The 22,919-nt window shown below is 38.3% G+C and carries 14 protein-coding genes and 3 pseudogenes; 14 read left to right on the top strand and 3 right to left on the bottom strand.

The genetic code is table 11. The features are described 5' to 3' along the window. The first annotated feature begins 60 nt into the window (after positions 1 to 60). The 5 genes and pseudogenes from LA20531_RS02490 to LA20531_RS02470 all read left to right on the top strand — a co-directional run bounded on the left by LA20531_RS02490 (position 61) and on the right by LA20531_RS02470 (position 7,123). Positions 61 to 963, top strand: a complete 903-nt coding sequence (locus LA20531_RS02490; protein ID WP_056939726.1) for a hypothetical protein — start codon at positions 61 to 63, stop codon at positions 961 to 963. A 103-nt stretch (positions 964 to 1,066) separates the two neighbouring features. Then, positions 1,067 to 2,059, top strand: a complete 993-nt coding sequence (locus LA20531_RS02485; RefSeq protein WP_056939725.1) for an LptM family lipoprotein — start codon at positions 1,067 to 1,069, stop codon at positions 2,057 to 2,059. Between the two features lie 144 nt (positions 2,060 to 2,203). Next, a pseudogene (locus tag LA20531_RS02480) lies at positions 2,204 to 3,613 on the top strand (DHA2 family efflux MFS transporter permease subunit). Positions 3,614 to 3,750: 137 nt separating this feature from the next. Next, positions 3,751 to 5,340, top strand: a complete 1,590-nt coding sequence (locus LA20531_RS02475; RefSeq protein WP_056939724.1) for an SLAP domain-containing protein — start codon at positions 3,751 to 3,753, stop codon at positions 5,338 to 5,340. Positions 5,341 to 5,497: 157 nt separating this feature from the next. Then, a pseudogene (locus LA20531_RS02470) lies at positions 5,498 to 7,123 on the top strand (IS1182 family transposase). A 63-nt stretch (positions 7,124 to 7,186) separates the two neighbouring features. Here the strand turns inward: LA20531_RS02470 and galE are convergent. The 3 genes from galE to LA20531_RS02455 all read right to left on the bottom strand — a co-directional run bounded on the left by galE (position 7,187) and on the right by LA20531_RS02455 (position 11,096). After that, entirely contained in the window at positions 7,187 to 8,179 is a 993-nt protein-coding gene (gene galE, locus LA20531_RS02465) for a UDP-glucose 4-epimerase GalE (protein WP_013438365.1), read from the bottom strand. Between the two features lie 102 nt (positions 8,180 to 8,281). Next, positions 8,282 to 9,232: a beta-galactosidase small subunit gene (locus LA20531_RS02460; RefSeq protein ID WP_056940508.1), complete on the bottom strand. Its 951-nt coding sequence runs from the start codon at positions 9,230 to 9,232 to the stop codon at positions 8,282 to 8,284. Next, complete coding sequence (locus tag LA20531_RS02455; protein WP_056940507.1) at positions 9,216 to 11,096, bottom strand: glycoside hydrolase family 2 TIM barrel-domain containing protein; 1,881 nt, start codon at positions 11,094 to 11,096, stop codon at positions 9,216 to 9,218. Before LA20531_RS02455 ends, LA20531_RS02460 begins: the two co-directional genes overlap by 17 nt. 224 nt (positions 11,097 to 11,320) lie before the next feature. Here LA20531_RS02455 and LA20531_RS02450 point away from each other — a divergent pair, with 224 nt between their 5' ends. From LA20531_RS02450 to LA20531_RS02405, 9 genes and pseudogenes are all read left to right on the top strand, one after another. Beyond that, the gene (locus tag LA20531_RS02450; RefSeq protein WP_056940506.1) at positions 11,321 to 12,328 is read left to right on the top strand and encodes a LacI family DNA-binding transcriptional regulator; all 1,008 of its coding nucleotides are present in this window, start codon (positions 11,321 to 11,323) and stop codon (positions 12,326 to 12,328) included. Between the two features lie 192 nt (positions 12,329 to 12,520). Next, a pseudogene (locus LA20531_RS02445) lies at positions 12,521 to 14,432 on the top strand (sugar MFS transporter). Positions 14,433 to 14,442: 10 nt separating this feature from the next. Next, complete coding sequence (locus LA20531_RS02440) at positions 14,443 to 16,449, top strand: beta-galactosidase (protein WP_056940504.1); 2,007 nt, start codon at positions 14,443 to 14,445, stop codon at positions 16,447 to 16,449. A gap of 523 nt (positions 16,450 to 16,972) precedes the next feature. Then, positions 16,973 to 17,617 carry a nitroreductase family protein gene (locus LA20531_RS02435; protein ID WP_056940503.1) on the top strand — a complete coding sequence of 215 codons (645 nt, stop codon included), beginning with the start codon at positions 16,973 to 16,975 and terminating at the stop codon, positions 17,615 to 17,617. A 109-nt stretch (positions 17,618 to 17,726) separates the two neighbouring features. After that, positions 17,727 to 18,128 (top strand): GntR family transcriptional regulator, encoded by a 402-nt coding sequence (locus LA20531_RS02430; RefSeq protein WP_236704180.1) that lies wholly within the window; start codon positions 17,727 to 17,729, stop codon positions 18,126 to 18,128. 68 nt (positions 18,129 to 18,196) lie between these two features. Next, positions 18,197 to 19,093 carry a PTS transporter subunit EIIC gene (locus LA20531_RS02420; RefSeq protein ID WP_082589041.1) on the top strand — a complete coding sequence of 299 codons (897 nt, stop codon included), beginning with the start codon at positions 18,197 to 18,199 and terminating at the stop codon, positions 19,091 to 19,093. A 175-nt stretch (positions 19,094 to 19,268) separates the two neighbouring features. Then, positions 19,269 to 20,432: a galactokinase gene (locus tag LA20531_RS02415; protein WP_056940501.1), complete on the top strand. Its 1,164-nt coding sequence runs from the start codon at positions 19,269 to 19,271 to the stop codon at positions 20,430 to 20,432. A 21-nt stretch (positions 20,433 to 20,453) separates the two neighbouring features. Beyond that, positions 20,454 to 21,917 carry a UDP-glucose--hexose-1-phosphate uridylyltransferase gene (locus LA20531_RS02410; protein ID WP_056940500.1) on the top strand — a complete coding sequence of 488 codons (1,464 nt, stop codon included), beginning with the start codon at positions 20,454 to 20,456 and terminating at the stop codon, positions 21,915 to 21,917. Between the two features lie 2 nt (positions 21,918 to 21,919). Further along, the gene (locus LA20531_RS02405) at positions 21,920 to 22,906 is read left to right on the top strand and encodes an aldose epimerase family protein (RefSeq protein ID WP_056940499.1); all 987 of its coding nucleotides are present in this window, start codon (positions 21,920 to 21,922) and stop codon (positions 22,904 to 22,906) included. The last annotated feature ends 13 nt before the right edge of the window (positions 22,907 to 22,919 follow it).

Genomic DNA, 22,919 nt, shown 5'->3' with positions numbered 1-22,919 from the left:
ATATCCCTAATAAGTTTAGGGATATTTTTGTGTTGCAATTAGAATTTGGAGTCTTTTTTGATGAGTAGAAGAATATTAACATTCATGTGTTTAACTGCTGCCGTTTTAGGATTAACGGCATGTAGCCAAAATTCTCATACTGATAATAAAGATAATGGCAGAGTTTCTAGCACTCAAAAACAGGCTCCAAAAAAATTAGTTGCCCAAGATTTATCTGATTCTGAAAAAGCAAGTGCGATCACGGTTTATGGTGCATTGAAATATAAAAAGGCCTGGCAGAAGACTTATCAAGCTGCCAATAAAAATGGCTTAAGCGTTGCCGTAAAGAGTGCTACTGCTTTTAGATACATTAAGGATAAGGGTTATATCTATCAGGTTAGCGGTAATGGCAAAGAACCGGATACTTTTTACATCTTGGAAGGCAGCACCGTTAATTTTTATAACCGCAAAAAAATAGGTAGTGCAAGTTTAAATGAGCTTGTGTCATATTTAAACGACAAAAACGAGATAAAAAATGTCAAAAAACTGGCTGCTTATACGACTATGGGAGCGTCAATTACTTCTGATAAATATGGTGTTAAAGGCGATAATGGTCTCGCTACAGTTCCAAAACACTTGCGCGGCACCTGGTACAACCGTCGAGGTAAAAAGCTGGTGATCGATGCTCATAGCATTAATGGCGGGGAGATCCATAAGATCTCTGGTAGTTTTGCACCAACGTCATTTGAACAAACTAGAAGATGGGCTAGAGCCAGAATAGAAAATATCAATGGGATTGATTGTTATCACGTTCAGGCTTTGAATGCCCAAAACTTTGGCTGGCTATATACCGTTCAAAAGAAAGGCAAAAATAAGGCTGTAGCGACATATAGCGTTGATACTGGCAGTTGCACCGGTAGCTACTGGAAGTCTGTTAAGCTAGCTAAAGCTAATGTAGACGCTAAATTTGCTAGTCTCAGGTAATTCGTAAATTTTCTATAATATCTTTGATAAAAGATTGGCTTATTACTTTTTTTATAATAGTATTATGTCAAAGAGATAGATTTTATAGAAGGGAAGAATCCTTTTGAAACGCAAATTAACCGTACTTGTGGCAATCTCAGCCGCTTTAACTTTGGCAGGATGCTCACAAAGTACACAAGGAAATACACAATCAGAACAATCTAAGAGCGGTCAAGTTTCTAAGAAGAGCTCAAACAACAGCAATACCTCATCAGACTCTAGTTCGAAGAGCAGTGATTCAGATAAGCTCTCTGCAGAAAACATGGACTACAAGACTACCGCTAGTGCAATTGCGGTTTATGCTTCACAAAAGTATGGTGATACCTGGGAGATCGCAGTAAATGCTGCTAAGCAAAATCATTTGAGCGTAGCTTTTAGAAGCAAGGCTGAAACTGGTATTACTTCAGACAATAGCGGCTATGTTTACGAAGTTAGTGGTACAGGCAAGAGCAGTAACGCTCGTTATATGCTTAGCGGCGATGGTGCTAATAAGCAAATCACTATTTTTGTAAAGCAACGTAATGTTGGCACAGCTAGCTTATCTGACATTGTAAACTACCTAAATGATAAAAATGATGCAGATTTAGTTAACCAATTAGCTAAAAACGCTGAATTAAATGCTAAACTTGAAGGCGATGGTGCTACAACTAAGGATACTGCTAATGTAAATAGCGTAATTCCAGCAGCTCTTCAAGGTACTTGGTACACTGCTGATACTGGTAATGGCAATATCGATACTTTGACTGTTACAGGCAACAAGATCAACGATGAAGCCGGCTTTAGCATGAACGTTAAGAAGGATAATACCAATAGTTCATCTGATTCATTATCAGGCTACATGAAGCAAACTACCATGAATGGCATTAACTTCTACAGTTTCACTAATATGGGTCAAGAACCTGGTCAAGGTAGCACTTACTTAGCTCGTCATACCGAAAATGGTCAAGATGTGATTGTTTCAGCTAACTCCAAAGGTACAACTAATGCTGTATACTGGAAGACTAGAGATTTGGCTAAGCAAAACTCAAATAAGCAATTTAGCGATTTGCAGTACTAATTTAAAAACTGAATATAAACAAAAACTTTCGAGATCGATTGGATTTCGAAAGTTTTTTGTTGTTTCAAAAATTTTTACTTACGAGAAAAAATTTTTTCTGGTAAAGTAATCAACGTTGCAATAAAAAAGGAGGAATACGAATTAATGGATAATGCACAAAGTGGAATGAAAGCTCGAGTTGATGCTAAACGTCCTTGGCTTGCAATTCTCCCATTAATGATAGGATCATTTGTAGGAATGTTCAGTGAAACTTCACTTAACATTGCCTTACCACAGTTGATGAAGGCTCTTCAAGTTGGGCAGTCTTCAATTCAATGGCTGGTTACCGGCTACATGCTCGTAATCGGGATAATCCTGCCACTTTCAAGTTTGTTTACTAAGTGGTTTACGACCAAAAAGCTAGTTTTATTTGGCCTCGCTGCCTTTATTATTGGATCGCTGATTTCAGGTTTTGGAATTAATTTCCCAATGGTTTTAATTGGTAGAATGATTCAGGGTATCGGAACTGGAATCATCTTGCCGTTGATGTTTACTATCGCGATGTTGATTTTCCCACCTAATAAGTTGGGAACAGTCAACGGTATTCTTGCTTTGGTAATTATGTTTGCGCCAGCAATTGGGCCAACTCTTACTGGATTGATTCTAGCAGCTGGTTAATGGCGCGATATTTTCTTTACTTTTGTTGTATTTTTAGTAATTGCTTTTGTAATTGGCTTGTTTAGTTTGAAAAATGTTAACCAAATTACTAAGCCAAAAGTTGACTTTATTTCAATTATTTTGTCAATCATTGCATTTTAAGGTTTAATCGCCGGTGCAAGTTTGGCTAGTGAATTAGGCTGGCTTTCTGTTCAAGTTCTTGCATGCTTAATCATTGGTATCATCGCTTTAATTTTCTACGTAAGACGTCAGTTAAAACTTGAGATTCTTGTTTTAAACATGCGCGTGTTCAGACACCGTAACTTTACCTTAGGTGCAATTCTAGTCATGGTTGATTTCGGTATTATTTTGTCAGCCATGTATCTATTGCCTCAATATTTACAGAATGGTTTGCTTGTTGCCGTAGCTTTGACCGGTATTATCATGCTCCCAGGTGGGATTATTAACGCAGTAACTTCTGCCTTAGCCGGAAGAATGTATGACAGCTTTGGTGCAAAGTGGCCTGCACGAATCGGTTTTATCATTGCTTTCATTGGTGCTCTAATGCTTAGCATAGTTACAACACACAGTGCTATCTGGTATGTAATCTTAGCTCATATTATCTTGATGATCGGTGCACCGCTTGCAATGTCACCATCACAAACCTCAGCTTTGAACTCTCTTAAGGGCCTTGAATCTGCCGATGGTTCTGCAATTCTTAACACTATGCAACAGATTGTCGGAGCCTTGGCTACCGCACTTGCTACTAGTTTTTTAACAATAGGTAGAAATGCGGTGAGTGGCTCAGCTGCTTTCAAGTTCACTAATGGTGTTCATTATGGTATGTACTTTACCATTATGTTGACGATTATTGGTTTCATCGTTGCTTTGTTTGTGACAGATGATGGAAAAGAATAGATAGCAAATAAATCTACTGAGATTTCAGTAGATTTATTTTTTTGACTTCAAAGCTGATTATTGTGATTATTAATGAAAAAAGAATATACTTTACTTAATGAAATTTATCAAAGGATAAGCAAAATACGAGGCAAAAAATGAAACTAAGAAACAAAATTACATTAATTTCCGCAGCTACTTTAATGGCATTGAGCCCAGCTGCCACAGTTTTAAGCAATAATCCATCAGTCGTTCAAGCCGCTAAGGTAAGTAAGAAGACGATTACTACCAATCAATTTGATAACTTTCGCTACAATGGTAATGGTAAAGAATTAAGTGGCTTTGTTAAGAAGAACACTACTTTGCCACGCTTGAGCGGTTTAGTAACAATCAAGGGTAAGAAGTATTACCGTGTTGGCAAAAACACTTATGTAAGAGCAGATGCGGTTGCCAAGATTGACAACAAGAACACTCTTTTACTCAATTACAATTCCTACGTTTATAACAACAAGGGCAAGCGTGTTAAGGTACCAACTTTAAAGAAAAATCTTCCAATCCTTTTTTACAATACAAAGACAATCAAGGGTAAAAAGTACTACCGCATTGGCAAGAATCAATATGTCAAGGCAGCTAATGTGGGAGTAGTTAATGGCAAAATTCAATATGTTGACGAAACTTATGTAACAGTGAAAGCAGATAAAACTCACAGCTACACCAAAGACGGCTATGCCAACGATACCCAATACAAAAAGGGACAAAAGGTTAGGGTAGATCAATTTATTTACACACCAGCAAGTGGTTCAGATGATTTTGCTGCATTCAATGATGATTCAGCTGTTCCATTTTATAGAATTAAGGGTGAAAAGGATGCTTACTTGTCATCATTGGATGTTACTCCACGTAAGGCAATGAAGGCAGTTAACTATGATGATCTCCACTACACTTTTGCTGAATATACCCAACCAGCTGACATGCCAATCTACACAATCAACGGTACGCCTTCTGATGTCGTTGTTCCACATGCCGCAACTAATGCAGAAAGACAGATTAATGTAGATCGCTTGATGTACATCTGGGTTCCAAGTGAGAAAAAGGCAGAATTGTTCTACCACATTAGTAGTCAATACGTAATGGCCCCAGAAGGGGATGTTTACACTATAGGCAAAGCTCATAAATTTGTTGGCGATGGTTTCGTTAAGCAAAGCGATGTCAAGGTTAGTGGTCTTGAATTAAAGCCAGTAAATACTCCTGAGGAAGCTGAACAAGATAGCAAGACCGCAACAGTTGGTGACAAGCAAGCTTTACAAAATGAAATCGATAAGCATACAGATGTTGAAAAGAGTGACGCATATCGCTTAACTAGTCGTAATAAACGTGAAGCTTATGATACTCAACTTAAGTTAGCTCAAGATGTTGAAAAATCGAATACTTCAACGATTGCTGCAGTTAAGCTCGCAGTTTGGAGCTTGCAACAAAAGACTAACGACTTAGACGGTGCGAAGGTTCATGTTAAAAACGTTAACCAATTAACTGAAGCAGAAGCTAGAAAAGTGTACCGTGTAGCTTATAATGCAAATGATGTTTACACGCCTCAATATAACTATCTGATTACTATTCGTTTTAGCGATCACAATCGTAGATTGAGCATGAACGTTCGTCATTATAGTAAGGCTACTCAAGATCCTAAGTTTTTGGTTAGTTCTACTGACACTGAATTGAAGATTTCTGATTACGCAACTGATAAGTAATCGAGAGTAAACGAAGTGTCTGGGAAAAAACTAATTTCCAGGTCATGAAAAAAGCGATGAACTTCATAAGAAGTCATCGCTCTTTTTGTATACTTTAAACCCATTCCTTGATATTATTTAATCACCACAAAAAAACAATAGAAAGTGGGCTTTCAACATGTATCAAAATTATATCACAGGACAAACTACTTTATCATTAAATTTAGATTTTTCTATTCCTGACAATCACATAGCTAATGTTATCAGTGATTTTGTCGATTCTGTTCAGATGAAGTTATCTTGGAAACAACTTCTAATACTGGCAGGCCAGCATATCACCCAGCAATGATGCTTAAGATCTTGCTCTTTGCTTATTCTAGAAGAGTTTTTTCAGGCAGAAAAATTGAAAGAATGCTAGAAGAAAATCTGCCGATGATTATCCTGGCTGGCAATAGACATATTTCTTATCACACGATCAATAACTTTAGATCAAGCAACCACGCTAATGACGTAATTAAACAATGCTTCGTCTACTTTGCTTCACTATTAGAAGATGAAGGATTAATCCGCGAAAGTGCTGTTTTTATTGATGGTACTAAGATCGAGGCGGATGCCAACAAGTATACTTTTGTTTGGAAAAAGGCGGTCGAAAAGTACCATGCCAAGTTAAAAGAAGATGTGTCTGCCTTGTATGATGAGCTGATCAATAAAGAAGTTGTCAAAGTCATGGCAGAAGAAGAAGCCCAAACTAGTCAAGTGCTGGAGATCCTAGCTCAAGAAACAGAAAAAGAAATCGAGAAGATATCGGAAGAGATCGAAAAGGAACCTAAAATTATCCCGGGTGGATCGCAGAATAAAGTCAAACGTCGCGGATTAAAGAAGATCTTGCATAAACTTCGCAAAGATTTTATTCCGCGTGCTAAAAAGTATGAAGAAGCTGAAGAGATCTTTGCTGGCCGGAATAGTTATTCTAAAACAGATCATGATGCCACCTTCATGCATATGAAAGAAGATCATATGAGAAATGGCCAGTTAAAGCTGGGCTATAATATTCAAGCGGCAACTACTAATCAATATGTAGTTGATTTTGACCTATTCCCTAACCCAACTGACTTCAGAACATTAGAACCGTTTTTAGAGCAGATGGAGTCTAGAGGAATTCTCGACAAGTTTCAAAACATCGTGGCTGATGCGGGCTATGGCAGCGAGTACAATTACACGTTACTAGAAGAGAAATATTCGGATAAGAACTATCAAATCCCTTACTCTTTATACGACAAATAACAAACTTGGAAGTATAAGAAAGACCCAACCAAGATTGCCAATTGGTACTATAACGAAAAAGACGACTATTATATAGATAAATCCGGCGTCCGTTTCAACTTCAAATGTTATAGTCAGAGAAAAGATCGAGCTACCGGCATGGTTAGAAACTTTAAGATCTATGAAGCCGATGAATTTCAATTAACAGAAGAACTGACTCAATTGGCTAAAACCAAAACAGGCCGGCAAAGACAGATTCACTACAATCCCAACTGGCAGTATTTAAAAGAAAAAGCAAAAGAGACTCTTCAAAGCGAAGAAGGCAAACGCATCTATGGCTGTCGAAAGTCAGATGTGGAACCAATTTTCGGACACATGAAGAGTGTATTTGGCATGCTGAGAACGCATTTAAGAGGTAAAAAGAAAGTCCGGAATCATGTTTATGACGATGAATCTGAAAAAATATGGAGCCAACAAGAAGGTAAAGCCTTCGACTTTTCATTTCAAAAACAAAAAACACGCTAGAACTTCTAGCGTGTAAATGGATAATAGAAAATAGAAATAGTTAAAAAGATAGGGTTAGATTTTATTTTAATTTACTTTATTACTTGTCTTCGTAGCCCTTTGGGTGACTCTTGTGCCACTTCCAAGCGGTTGCGATTACATCGTCGACATTTTCGTGCTTTGGCTTCCAGCCTAAAATGGTTCTTGCCTTAGTTGAGTCGGCAACAAGTGAGTCAGGGTCACCGCCACGACGTGGTCCCATAGTGTAAGGGATGTCGATACCGGTAACTTTCTTAGCACTTTCCAAAATTTCAAGGTTTGAGTAGCCGTGAGCAGTACCCAAGTTAAAGACATCTGACTTGTTGATCTTCATCATGTGCTTTAAAGCTAAGATGTGAGCGTCAATTAAGTCTTCAACTTGAACGTAGTCACGGACATTAGTACCGTCTTTAGTGTTGTAGTCATCACCGAAGATGGTAAACTTGCCGTCACCAGAAATAGCACTCTTCAAAATGTTTGGAATAAGGTGAGTTTCTGGAGCGTGGTCTTCACCGATTGTACCGTCGCTTGAAGCACCAGCAACGTTGAAGTAGCGAAGAGCAGTGTACTTAATGCCGTCAGCCTTGTCGGCCCAAGCCATGATCTTTTCCATCATCATCTTGGTTTCACCGTATGGGTTGATTGGGTTAAGTGGGGTGTCTTCTGTGATTGGCAACTTCTTAGGGATGCCGTAGGTAGCGGCTGAACTTGAGAAGACTAAGTACTTAGTACCAGCGTCATTCATTGCTTTCAAAAGTGAAATCATTCCAGCAACGTTGTTGTCGTAGTACTTAAGTGGTTTCTTAACTGATTCAGGTACCAATGAATATGCAGCAAAGTGCATAACAGCATCGATCTTTTCATCACGTAAAATCTTTGAAACTAAGAAGGTATCTTCGATATCACCTTGGTAAAACTTGGCCTTGGGATCAACGGCTTTTCTGTGACCGGTGTACAAAGCATCAAGAACAACGACATCGTTGCCTTCCTTAACTAATTCACGAACAGCGTGTGAGCCGATATAGCCGGCACCGCCGATAACTAAAACTTTCATGTTTACTCCTTTTTTAATTGGTTATTAATCTTTACTTAAGTCGATTACATTATAACACATTATTTAGTAAATTATTTACTAATTTAAAATAAATTCTTTAAATTAATTTAGCGTAAATGAGAATTCATGATCTTGCTCAGGATCGATGTGGTATTGCTCTTCTACATCGGAGCCCCAGCTGTCGATGCCGCCTACACCGCGAACAGCTCCCGCGATTACCAATACGCTTCTACGAGCCAATGGCAACTCTTCAATATGGGTAGCATTTTCTAATTCTTCTGCAGTGTATGGCAGTAAACTGAAGTTAAATGGCTGCTTAGTTTGCGTAATCTTTAAACTAAAGTCGCCATCTTTGTCCGCATTGTTTTGCGTAGAATTACGGGTGATGACTAATTCATTAGTCTGCATGTGCATTCCGTTTTCCTGTGGTACAAGATACTTAGTAACTGGCAAGCCGTCAATGTGGAAAGTTCCGCGTTCTGCTCCAGCCATTCTGTCAGGGTAGGTTTCACCAGACAAGCCAGTATAGTCAAAACTTTTAGCCTTGGTTGGCATAATGAATCTCATTCCGATAACAGGCAAAGGCGGCAAGCCTTTTTTACCAAAATAATGCATGGTAATCGTCATGTGACCAGCATCATTAATATTGTAAATGATTTTGACTTTGATTGCAGGAGTAGTTAAAGTTTCGTAGTCAAAAGCCACTTTTACTTCATGGGCGAATTCCTGATTGCTAAATTGATTATTGATTGGAGCGACAGGCAATTCGTCGAATTGGTGATCGTCAACTTGAACGTGAATACCCACACATTTAGTGAACATGTCAGCTCCTAGCCATTGGGCTGCTTTTTGATTAAAGCCGCTACCGCGATCGTTATCGGTGGTCGCCCGCCAAAAAGTTGGTGTAGGCGTGCGGTAAAGCCATTCTTTGTCCTTGATTTTCAAAGATTCAAGGCCACCACGCTCGTAGCTGAATAAATAGGCGAAATCTTGACCATTAACTCCTAAACTAGCTTCGCCATAAACGACGTGTAAATTATTTGTGTAAGCCATAGTAGTATCTAACCTCCTGCATTGCTGGTTTGGGTGTGCGGTCTGCGAACATTAAACCGTCGCCAGAGAATTCATAATCGGAGTGACGATCATCAAAGTCGCCACCGTAACGCAATACGTCCTGTCCGCTGACTGGATCATGTACAAGCAGAGCCTGATCGATGAAGTCCCAGATAAAGCCGCCCATGTACTGAGGGTATTTATCAATTAGCTTGATGTAAGAGCCCATGCCACCGTCGGAGTTGCACATGTCGTGCATGTATTCACATTCGACAAGTGGCTTTTTAGGATTTTGGAGATATTCTTCTGCCTCTTTAGGTGGCAAATACATACAGCTTTCAAGGTCTGAGATTTCTTTCTTAAATTCTGGTGCATGGAAGACGCCTTCGTAGTGGGTGAGGCGAGAAGAATCCTGATCTTTGTAGAATTTGTTCATAGCGGCGATGTTGCTGCCGGCATATGATTCGTTGCCAAGTGACCAGAATAAGATTGCAGTGTGATTCTTGAAGGTTTCATAATTGCTGCGGGCACGGTCGACGACGACTTCACGCCATTCGGGGATGCTGCCGGGTACATTGGAAGTAGCTTCAACTTGGCCTAACTTTTGCCAGGTGCCGTGGGACTCCAAATTGTTTTCCGCCATCATGTAAATTCCGTTTTGATCGCAGAGATAGTACCAAGGAATTTGATTTGGATAGTGGCAGGTTCTAACGGCATTGATGTTGTTATGTTTAAAGGTAGCAATGTCTTGCTTCATGTCGGCTAGGGTAATGCTGCGGCCACGCTTAGCATCCCATTCGTGACGATTAACGCCGTTGATGATTAATCTTTTGCCGTTAAGCAAAACCACATGATCCTTGGTAATTTCAATTTTTCTAAAACCAAATTGGTAAGGAATAAGTTCAACTAATTTGCCATCTTGGTCATGAACTTCAATGATTAATTGATAAAGGTATGGGTCATGGTTGTCCCATAGGTGAACATTGGCAAAAGTTTCGTTTTCAATTTCAACGGTTGATTTAAGTGGCAACTTTTTATTAAGCAAAGTTTTGCAATCGATGTCTTCAACTAAGACGTGGACATTGCCACTGGTTTTACCCATAAAGTGCAATTTAGCGTTGAAGACACCGTCATGGTAATCATTAACAACAGTTGGTTTGATATCTAGATCCATTAGATGAGTCCGAGGTAAGGCTAAGAGTTCAACTGAACGAAAAATACCGGAGAATCTAAACATATCTTGATCTTCTAGCCAGGAAGCAGTGCTGTGTTTGAAGACTTCGATAGCTAAGATGTTGTCTTTTGCTTGAATGTAAGGTGTAAGATCGAATTCGGAAGGTGTGAAACTATCTTCGGCGTAACCGATGAAGTGACCGTTGAGATAGACATACATGGCCCGTTCAACGCCTTCGAATTGAATATGGATGTCATGGCCGGCTAAAGCAGGATTTAAGTCAAAGTGTTTAAGATATGAACCGACTGTGTTGTCTTTTCCTTGACTAAAATCGCCATCCTTGATGCCGCGCCCCAGGGTGTAGGCAGGTTTACGATAGATTTTGCTTTCCCAGGGATACAGAATGTTAGTGTATTGATTTTGGGCGTAGCCGTTTAATTCAATTTCACTAGGAACGGGGATGGTGTCAAAGGAAGATGAGTCAAAGCTGCGTTTGTAAAAATCAATGGGCCGGCTTTGAGGATCTTTTGAAAAATGAAACTGCCAGGCACCGTTGAGGCTTTGTTTAAAACTGCTGCTGTGGTTTTGCCATTCACGGTAATCTTTGTAAAAGGGATGATCACTGTGAGCTGGCAGTTGATTAATCCTGAATACTTCGGGATCATCAAGCCATTTGATATTTGCTTTCATGATAAGACCTAGTTTCTATAAAAAAATATATTTTGAAAACGGTTTTATTATAACACTAAATTAAATAATTTATCAAATAAATAAATAATTTAGTAATTAAAAGTAAATAAATTGATTGACAAATATCGAAAAAATATTTTTGAATAAAATTGGTCTTTATTGGAATTAAGTAAATATTTTGTATAATAAGGACAGGAATATTAGTAAATGGAAAAGAAATAATTATGACAACTATTAAAGAAATTGCACAAAAGTCGGGGTATTCTTCTGCGACTGTTTCGCGGTTGCTCAATAATGATCCTAACTTATCAATTACTGCAGATACCAAAAATAAAATTTTAGAAATTGCTAATAAGCTTGGTTATTGGAAAGACCACCAAGAAAAGGAAATTAAGCCTACAATTGCGCTTCTTTACCGCACTAACCATAAAGAACAGTTGCAAGATGAGTATTTTACTTCTTTAAAGCAAGCCTTGGTAGAAACCGTTAAGCAAGAATCAATGAAGATGAAGACCTTTTATAATGCGGCTGACTTAATTGAAAATGCCTCATTGTTCCAAGGTTTTATTGGAGTAGGAGCAGCGCCAATCGAAAATGCTGAGTTGGTAAAATTGCACGAAGTTTTACCAAATGGGGTGTTTGTTGATACTAATCCAGCTCCCGAATTGTTCGATTCAATTAGACCTAACTTAACTTTAACAGTTAAGAATGCTATTGATTTGTTTATTAAAAACAGCTATGAATCGATTGGTTTTATTGGTGGTGTTGGCCCTAAGCATGATCATATTCAAGAAAATGATCCACGTTCCGTTGCCTTTGCGGAATATATGAAGGTTCGCGGAAAAGATGACAGCAACATGTTCGTTTCAGGACCATTCAGCGTTGAAAATGGTTATAAGCTTGGCAAAGAAGTAATAAAGAAGTGCAAGAACAATTTACCAGATGCATTTTTAATTGCTTCTGATACATTAGCAGTCGGTGTTTTACAAGCCTTTAACGAAGAAAATATTAACGTACCAAAAGATACCGCAATCTTGAGTATCAATAACAGTAATGTAGTGAAGTACTTATCACCACCACTTTCTTCTTACAACATCAACCAGCAGGAAATGATTGATTTAGCTTTAACTATGCTGACCAATTTAATTATTCAACCTGATCGTGCGCATATTGATGTGAATATGAACACTAACTTAGTGGTACGTAAAAGCTTTATTCCTAAAGGTGAGTAAATTTTTTAGTAAATAAAAATTTTTTATTTTGAATATTTTGAAAAGAGAATGCTGAGGCATAGCATTCTCTTTTATTTTTACTATAAGTAAGTAATTTAGTTATATTAAATAAATAATTTACCAAAACTGATAGTAAGCGTATACTCATAAATGTAAACGATTACAGATAATAACAATTTAGTAGGAAGCATTATGACAAACGGTCATAAAAATTCAGGGAAACAAATAATTTCCTATGCATCATTCTGTCTGGGTAACTTAGGACACGCAGCTTTTTATGGTGTAATGAGTACATACTTTATTATTTTTATTACTAGCGGAATGTTCAGTGGGCTAGAGCAATCAGTAGCTGATAAATTGATTGGTTTAATCACTGGCTTAATGGTAGTGATTAGAATTGTCGAGTTGGTTATTGACCCAATCTTGGGCAACATAGTTGATAATACCAAAACAAGATGGGAAAGTTTAAGCCATGGATTTTCTTGGGTACTGTAGTTAGTGCAGTATTATTATTAATTTTATTTACTGGAATCTTTGGCTTGGCGCAAAGCAATTGGATTCTTTTCGCTATCTTATTCGTAATTATCTACATCGGCTTTGATATCTTCTATTCATTATCCGATGTTTCATATTGGGGTATGGTTCCGACTTTAAGTGAAGATTCACATGAGCGTGGTATTTATACTTCATTGGGTGCCTTTTCAGGTGCTATTGGTTGGAACGGTTTAGCAATTATCGTTGTTCCTTTAGTAACTGGGGTAACTTATGCAGTTACTGGTAAACATGAAGAAGGCGCACCAGGTTGGCTTGCCTTTGCGGCTGTAATTTCAGCTTTAGCAATTGTTTGTGCCATTATTGTTTGCTTAGGTACTAAAGAAAAGCACAATTTAATTAGAAATTCAGCCAAGCAGAAAACTACTTTGCCTCAAGTCTTCAGTTCTATTTTCCATAACGATCAAATTCTTTGGCCAAGTTTAGCCTACTTAGTCTTTTCACTTGCTAACACTATTACTAACGGGGTTTTGTTCTATCTGTACAAGTTTGTCATTGGTAAACCAGGCGAATTCTGGGTTGTAGGGCTTGCTGCAACGATTGTAGGGTTCTGTGTCAGTCCATTATTCAGTTTTAAATAGGTACATTCCAAGAAAATGGTTGTTTGTTGCAGGTCAAACTTGCATGATCTGTGCTTATCTTTTATTCATTTTCTGTCGTGATAATGTTGTGTTAATGGACTTAGGGTTGGTTTTATTCAACATCAACTTTGCTCAATTAGTAACTGTTTTGACCTTAACTGATGCGATTGAATATGGTCAGCTTAAGAGTGGTCAAAGAAACGAGGCCGTCGTTTTGGCAGTTCGTCCAATGATCGATAAATTCACTGGTGCTGTTTCTAATGCTTTGGTTGGATATGTAGCTATTGCAGCTGGTATGACAGGTGCCGCAACTGCTGCCGACATGACAGCACACGATATCAGCACTTTTAATACAATGGCCTTATATATTCCTTTAATCTTAGCTGTGATTTCAATCATCGTGTTCTTAAGCAAAGTAACTTTGACCGAAAAGAAACACGCCGAAGTTGTTGAAGAATTGAAGACTAAGCTTGCTGAAGGTGAAATCGAAAAAGATGATTCAACTAAAGCAAGACCTAGACAGCAAAAGATTTACGCACCAGCCGATGGTGATGCAAATGTCCTCCGTCGTCGACGAAGATGGTAAGCCATTCCCAGGAAAGGGATTCGCAATCAAACCAAGTGCCGGCAAGATCTATGCACCATTCGATGGTAAGATTAGATTTACCTTTGGTACAAAACACGCCTTTGAGATTATCTCAGATAATGGCTTGCAAGTAGTCGTCCACGTTGTTCTTGGAACAGTAAACTTGCGTGGTGAAGGCTTTGAAACGTATTATGATGATGGACAAGAAGTCAAGAAGGGCAACTTATTACTAGAATTTGATCGTGATTTGGCTCTTAAGAATGGCTACAAGGATACGATCGTTACCTTCTACACTCAACCAGGTAGAATTAAAAAAGCTAGTCCAATTAAAGCAGGTTCTACTGTAAAACATGGTGATGAAGTAGTAGAAGTCCAGTTTAAGTAGAGGTTTAAAAATGACAAAAACATTATCACGTTTTCTTTATGGTGGAGACTACAATCCCGATCAATGGACAGAAGAAACATGGCCTGAAGACATTAAGGTCTTTAAAAAGGCAGATTTAAATTCAGCTACAATTAATATTTTCTCTTGGGCAGTTCTTGAACCTAGAGAAGGAGTCTATGACTTTTCTAAATTAGACAAGATCGTTCAAGAATTATCTGATGCAAACTTTGATATTGTGATGGGTACGGCAACAGCCGCAATGCCAGCCTGGATGTTTAAAAAGTATCCGGATATCGCAAGAGTTGATTACCAAGGCAGACGTCACGTCTTTGGTCAGCGGCACAATTTCTGTCCGAACAGCAAGAATTATCAAAGACTGGATAGTGAGTTAGTTGAAAAATTGGCCCAGCACTACGCTGACAATCCGCATATCGTAGTTTGGCACGTGAACAATGAATACGGTGGCAACTGCTACTGTGGAAATTGTCAAAACTCCTTCCGTGACTGGTTGAGAAACAAATACAAGACCTTGGGTGCGCTCAACAAGGCTTGGAACATGAATGTTTGGAGTCACACGATTTATGACTGGGATGAAATTGTTGTTCCAAACGAGTTGGGGGATGCCTGGGGTCCAGAAGGAAGCGAAACTATTGTTGCTGGACTTTCAATTGATTACTTGCGCTTCCAATCAGAAAGTTTGCAAAACCTCTTCAAGATGGAAAAGGCGATTATCCAAAAGTATGATCCTGAAACGCCTGTAACTACAAACTTCCACAGTCTGCCAAACAAGATGATTGACTATCAAAAGTGGGCTAAAGACCAAGACATCATTTCTTACGATAGTTATCCAACTTATGATGCTCCTACTTACAAACCAGCATTCTTGTATGACTTAATGAGAAGCTTGAAGCATCAACCATTTATGTTGATGGAATCTGCACCTTCACAAGTTAACTGGCAGCCATACAGTCCATTGAAACGTCCTGGTCAAATGGCCGCAACTGAACTTCAAGCCGTTGCTCACGGTGCCGATACCGTTCAGTTCTTCCAGTTAAAGCAAGCAGTGGGTGGCTCTGAAAAATTTCACAGCGCAGTTATTGCTCACTCACAAAGAACAGATACTAGAGTCTTTCGTGAATTGACTGATTTAGGTCAAAAATTAAAGAAGGCTGGTCCAACAATCTTAGGTTCTAAGACTGAAGCAAAGGTAGCCATCGTCTTTGACTGGAGCAACTTCTGGTCATACGAATATGTTGATGGCATTACTCAAGATTTGAATTATGTTGACTCAATTTTGGACTACTACCGTCAATTTTATGAACGCAATATTCCAACCGATATTATTGGTGTTGATGATGACTTTAGTAACTATGACTTGGTTGTTGCACCAGTGCTTTACATGGTTAAAGCAGGTTTAGCTGAAAAGATCAACAGCTATGTTGAAAAGGGCGGCCACTTCGTTACTACCTACATGTCAGGTATGGTTGATTCAACTGACAATGTTTACCTTGGTGGCTATCCTGGTCCATTGAAAGATGTCACCGGCATCTGGGTTGAAGAAAGCGACGCAATGGTTCCAGGTCAAAAAGTTAGAGTTAAGATGGATGACAAGGAATACGAAACTAGCTTAATGTGTGATTTGATTCATCCAAATAAGGCGAAAGTTTTGGCAAGCTACGCTGATGAGTTTTACGCTGGCACTGCTGCGATTACTGAAAATGATTATGGCAAAGGCAAGGCTTGGTACGTTGGAACCAAGTTAGGTCACCAAGGTTTGACACAATTGTTCAACCACATTGTGCTTGAAACTGGAGTTGAATCATTAGTTTGCGACAGCCATAAGCTTGAAGTAACTAAGCGTGTCACAGCAGATGGCAAGGAACTTTACTTCGTGCTTAACATGAGCAATGAAGAAAGAGAATTGCCAAATAAATTTGCGGATTATGAAGACATCTTAACTGGTGAAAAAGCTAAGAGTTCAATGAAAGGATGGGATGTCCAAGTCTTAACCAAGTAACAAATCCTATTTCTTTCCCTCGAATTTAGATCAATAAATAAGGAAGCTAGGCGAAATTTCTAACTTCCTTTTTGAGTACCCCAGAACGTGGCGTGGAAGAGTTGAGAAAATTGTTGCCTGACACGCTTGTCTTGGATGGCAAGAGGGTGAATGACATTTCAAGAATAGAGCTTAAACAATGGTTAAAGTGTAATAATATCACTTAACTGTGAATATAGTATAAATAAAAAGACCACCGACGGAATAAATCAGTGGTCTTTTTATACGCGAACAAGTGCATCATTATTTCCAATGCACTAGGATGTTTGGAAAAACGTGACTATATCAAGAGATGAAGATGTAGTCATCGAAATAGCTAACTTTCATTAGCTAAATCTAATATTATTATAGTACATATCTAGATAATAAAGGGAGTTATTTATCCTTTTTGTTTACGCCTTTTTCAATAATAGAGCGACATTATGACTAATATGCTTTATACTAATGATGTAAGCGATAAGAAATAACGATGGAGGCTTAAAAAATGAGTATAGTAAATAATGATTTTCATAAAATTTTGACTGAAAGACATTCAGTACGTAGATTTGATCCATCCATAAAAATTAGTCATGAAGAAATGAATGAAATGCTGGAAGAAACTATCACTGCTCCTTCCGCATGCAATTTGCAAGCCTGGAAATTCATAGTTGTTGATACAAAAGAGGGTAGAGAGAAGCTGCACCAATACTTTATGCCTTTTAACTTCCCGCAAGTTGATAATAGCTCTGCCATAGTCCTATTCTTCGGTAACACGTTGGCTTTCAAGAAATACAGTCAATTATGGCACAGCATGTATGAAGAAAAGAAAGTAACTAAGGAAGCAATGGAAGCGGCTTTAAATACATTCATGCCACTATATGAAAAGGCACCACAAGAAATGTTAGTTGCTGATTCGATGGTTGATTCTTCACTTGCTGCCATGCAATTTATGTTGATTGCACGTGAGCATGGTTATGACACTAATGCGATGGCAGGTTATGATACTAAAAAGGCTGCAGCCGTGATGGGACTTGATCCTAAGCAATACGTACCAGTAATGGCAATTGCGATTGGTAAGCACGATCCAAAGGCTGAAGATGAGATTACAACTACTAGATATCCACTTTCAGAATTGGTTGATTATGAATAGATAAGAAAAAACGAAGATTAGGGATAGGTTGAATACCTATCTCTTTTTTTGTAAACCAAAATAAAAATCATACGGTATGATATAACAAATCATGAATTGAGATGAGAATATGAAAGATACGCCTAAATATTTAGCAATCGCAGAAAAGCTAAAACATGAGATTGAAACAGGGGAATATCAACCTAATGATCAACTTCCTAAAGAATTCGATCTAGCAAGATCATACAATGTTAGTCGCATCACGGTTCGTAATGCTATGAAAGAGTTGGAAAGCCAAGGCCTAATCTATCGAATCCAAGGTGCAGGCACTTATGTAAAGGAACGTAATTTAATGCATGCTACAGTAGATTCAAATCAATTGGAATTAATCAATCTTAAAAAGTACAAATTGAAATTGCTTGATTTTGAAGTAGGGCAAGTAATTCTAAAAATCACAGAAGTCTTAAATGTTCAGCCATATGATATCGTCTATACAATAAAACGAGCAGCAATGGCAACAAAGTGGGTTTGAACATGGACTGCAAACTGTAGCAAACTTAATCGCTTTGGTTTCTAACGGTATATTAAACTTTTTTCGCTTTGCTTCTAGTAGTAATTTTCAGTTGGGAAGTCTCAACCAGATTCTTTAGAGACAGAACAGAGCACATGACAGATGTTCTATTTGGACTTGCAGCATTCTTTATCTCAATTCCATGGAACTTCCAATATGCTATTCCAAACACTAAGAGAACAATCAATGTATTGAATTATATTGATATTCAATATTTGGGTACTCAAGGTGTGTTCGCCGCAATTTTAATTAGTGGTTGTGCTGTATGGCTTTACAACAAATTGATGCAAAGAAACTTTACAATTAAATTGCCAGACTCAGTTCCACCTGCAGTTGCCCAAAGTTTCTCATCATTGATTCCTGGCTCAATTACTTTTGGTGTCTTCATTATTTTAATTGGACTCAGCACAGCATGTACTGGTAAAACAATGCCAGCATTATTCCTATCAATTTTGCAAGCCCCAGCCTTAGCAATTTCAAAGACTAACGCCTTTGCCTTTGTATCACAATTTACTTGGGGTTTGCTTCAATGGTTTGGTATTCACCCAACATCAATTTGGGGTGCCATCTTCGGGATGACCTGGACTATTAACGATACGCAAAACATGTTAGGTCAAGCTCATCATATCTTTTCAACCTTGTTCATGAACTTCTCAACAATCGCTGCTGGTACTTTCATGAATCCACTTAAAGATACGGCTAAAGAACTTACCGAATTAACTAAAGCTGGTGCTAGCAATTATCAAGCACTTCGCGCGGCTGGTTTAGGATCTGCGGAATTGCTTAAGATTGATCAAGATTACGGTTCTTTAGAAGTAGGAAAATATGCAGATTTCTTAGTGCTGAAAGATAATCCGTTAAAAGATGTATCTGCAGTTGAACAAGCTGATAAACAAGTTTACCAACATGGTGAAAGAAAATTTTAATAAGCAAAATGGTCTTAGTGTGAGCTAAGGCTATTTTTTTGCAGACAAACGTCTGGCTTTTTTAGTTCACATAATTAAACATTTTATTTATTCTAGTAAACTATTTACTAAAAAGAAGTGAAAGAGATATACTAGTAGCTGAAAACGATTACAGAACAAATTTGAGGTACAAACAATGAATAAAGAAGAATTACTTACTGAATACGAAAAAACTTTTGGTGAAAAGGGACAAGATGTATTCTTCTCACCAGGTAGAATTAACGTTATTGGTGAACACACCGACTATAATGGTGGGCATGTTTTCCCAGCCGCAATTAGCTTAGGTGTTTATGGCGTTTATGGTCCAAGAGAAGACAAGAAAGTACGTCTTTTCTCAGGCAACGTTGATGGTGATATCGTCGAATTTGATATTGATGATACCACTGTAGAGAAGGACGATCGTTTCTGGGCTAACTACTTTAAAGGCATGATCACTTACTTACGTGAAAAATACGACAACATCAATCATGGCTTTAACCTGTATATTAAAGCCAACTTACCATCAGGCTCAGGCTTATCATCAAGTGCTGCCATCGAAATGTTGATGGGGATTATCTTAAAAGATGAATTCAACTTAGATATTGATCGGATTGCATTAGTTAAGATGGGTCAAAGAACCGAAAATGAATTTGTAGGCTTGAACTCAGGTATTATGGATCAATTTGCCTGCATTATGGGCAAAAAAGATAGTGCCATTTTCCTCGATTGCAATACTTTGAAATATGAATACATGCCACTTGCTTTAGGCGAATATGAAATTATTATCATGGCCACTAACAAGCCACATACTTTAGCTGATTCTGCATATAATGACCGTGTTCGCGAATGTCATGATGCAGTTAAGAAATTACAACAAAAGCTTGATATTAAGGCTCTAGGTGAGTTAGATAACGACACTTTCGATGAATATTCTTACCTTATTGATAATGAGACAGAGCTAAAGCGTGCTCGTCATGCCGTTAGTGAAAATCAAAGAACTTTACGTGCTACTAAAGCCATGAAAGATGGCGACTTGGAAAAACTGGGTCGTTTGATTAATGCTTCCCACATTTCACTACATTACGATTATGAAGTAACTGGTAAGGAACTTGATACTTTAGCTGAAGCTTCTTGGAAGCAACCTGGAGTTTTAGGTGCCAGAATGATCGGCGGCGGCTTCGGTGGTAGTGCAATTGCCATTGTTAAAAAGAGTGAAGCAGAGAACTTCAAGAAGAACGTTGGTAAGATTTACCGCGACAAGATCGGTTATGACGCAAGCTTCTACGATGCCAAAATCGTTGACGGTACCAAGAGAATTTAATTAGTTTTGGAAGGATAAGATATGAAAGTTATTGAAAAATTTGCAGATGAAATAATTAATAGCGGTGCCTATCAGCCACTTGATCGCGTTTATGTCATTAACAAGATTCGCGGCTTAGTTGGCGACCATGATGAAGAAGAAAATGATCAACCAGCTGTAAAACAATTAGTTGATATTGCCGTAGAAAATGAAAAAATTCCAGACGATGTTACTTCACGTGAAGTATTAAATGATCAATTGTATGATCTAGCAACGCCAACTCCATCCAAGACTAACGAGATCTTTTGGCAAAAGATGGAAAGATCATCTGAAAAGGCAACTGATTGGTTCTATAAGCTTTGTGTAAATAACAATTACGTTAAAAAAGAAGCTATTGCCAAGAATGTAGTTTTCTCAGGTACTAGTTCTAAAGGACATGGTCTTGAAATTACGATTAATTTATCTAAGCCAGAAAAAGATCCAAAGGCTATTGCGGCAGCGGCTCATGCAACTGGCAAAAAATACCCACAATGTGCTCTTTGCCTTGAAAACGAAGGCTACTTAGGTGGCTATGGTAAAAATGCTCGTTCTAATTTGAGAATTATTCGCATGAATATTGCTGGTCGTCCTTGGGGCTTCCAATATTCACCATATGCTTACTTCAATGAGCATTGTATTTTCTTGGATCAAAAGCATATTCCCATGGTTATTAACCAGCAGACTTTGATTAACTTAGTTGAAATTGAAAAGACTTTCCCACATTACTTTGTTGGTTCAAATGCTGATTTACCAATTGTTGGTGGCTCAATGTTAGCTCATGAGCACTATCAAGGTGGTCGTCATACCTTCCCAATGATGAAGGCTAAGATTAAGAAATCTGTTGTCTTTAATGAATATCCAGATGTTAAGGCTGGGATTGTTGATTGGCCAATGAGTGATTTGCGCCTTATTAGTAATAATTCACTTAATCTAATCGATCTTGGTAGCAAAATTATTAAGTTCTGGGATCAATATTCTGATGCTGATCGTGATATTAAGGCCTTTGATGGAGAAACGCGTCATCATACGGTAACTCCTATTATGCACCGTGAGGGTAAGAGCTTTGTGCTTGATTTGGTACTGCGTGATAATAATACTAATAAGGATTATCCACTGGGTATTTTCCACCCACATAAGCAGTTGTGGCACATTAAGAAAGAAAATATTGGCTTAATTGAAGTTATGGGACGTGCTATTTTGCCAGGTCGTCTTAAGAGCGAACTTGAAGAAGTTAAGAAGTACTGGCTTGGTAAGGACAACAAGATGGCCGATAGTCACAAGGAATGGGCCGATCAAGTTAAGGTAAAAGAAAAGATTACCGCGGATAATGTAAATCAAATTATGGAAAAGGCCTTGGTAGAAGTCTTTGAACAAGTTTTGCAAGATGCAGGTGTCTTCAAGAATACTGAAGATGGTGAAAAAGGCTGGGATAAATTTATTACAGCTTTGACTGAAGATGTGGATTAAAAATGAAAACTAGTTTTGTAAAATATGGGCGAAAAAATAACAAGGACCTGTGTGAGATTACCCTTGAAAATGATCATGGCATGGTCGCCCAAGTTTTAAATTATGGTGCAACCTTAGAAAAGGTGCTAGTCGATAGCGAAAACATGATTTTGTCATTGAAAAAGCCAGCAGATTATTCTAAAGAGCGTAATTTTTTAGGTGGCAGCGTTGGTCGGATTGCTGGCCGCGTTAGAGCAGGCCAATGGAAGCATGGCAATGAGATTCATCAATTGCCACTAAATGATGGTGAAAATCATATTCATGGTGGTGTCGGCACTGACATGCAAGTTTGGAATTTTAGACCATCGTGTGATAAAAAACATAGCAGAGTAGACTTAACTTTATTTGATCCTGATGGTCATAACGATTATCCAGGCAACTTGAAGTTGCATGCTAGATACGAATTGGATAATGACAATACTTTGCATTATTCATTAGAAGCAGTCAGTGATAAGCTGACGATTTTCAATCCGGTAAATCACACTTACTTCAACTTGGGCGAGCGTGCCGAAGATCTGGATTTGCAGCTGAATGCAGATTACTACTTGCCAGTTGATGAAAGCGGCTTGCCTAATCACGGCATGGAGCAGGTGGCTGGTACTGCCTTTGATTTTAGAAAGACTAAGCGAATTGGGGATGCACTCACCAGCGATGATGCACAAATTAAGTTGCGCAATGGGATTGACCATCCGTTTATCTTGAATGGCAATAATCCAGCTGCAACGTTGAGTTCTAGAAAGCATAAGTTGACGGTGAGAACTAACGCACCAGCGCTAGTTCTTTATGCCGGCAATCACTTTAACCATATTGGCATTGCAAGTAATATTGGCCAATATGATGGGATTACTTTTGAGGCACAATGTCCACCTGCAGAAGGTAATGACTTAGGTCAAATTACGTTACTTCCATTTGAAAAGTTCAAGCGTGTAGTTAACTGGAAATTTGAATGAAAGAAAAACCATG

This window comes from Lactobacillus amylovorus DSM 20531 (genome assembly GCF_002706375.1).
Taxonomy (GTDB): domain Bacteria; phylum Bacillota; class Bacilli; order Lactobacillales; family Lactobacillaceae; genus Lactobacillus; species Lactobacillus amylovorus.
This window is presented reverse-complemented; position numbering and strand designations above follow the sequence as displayed.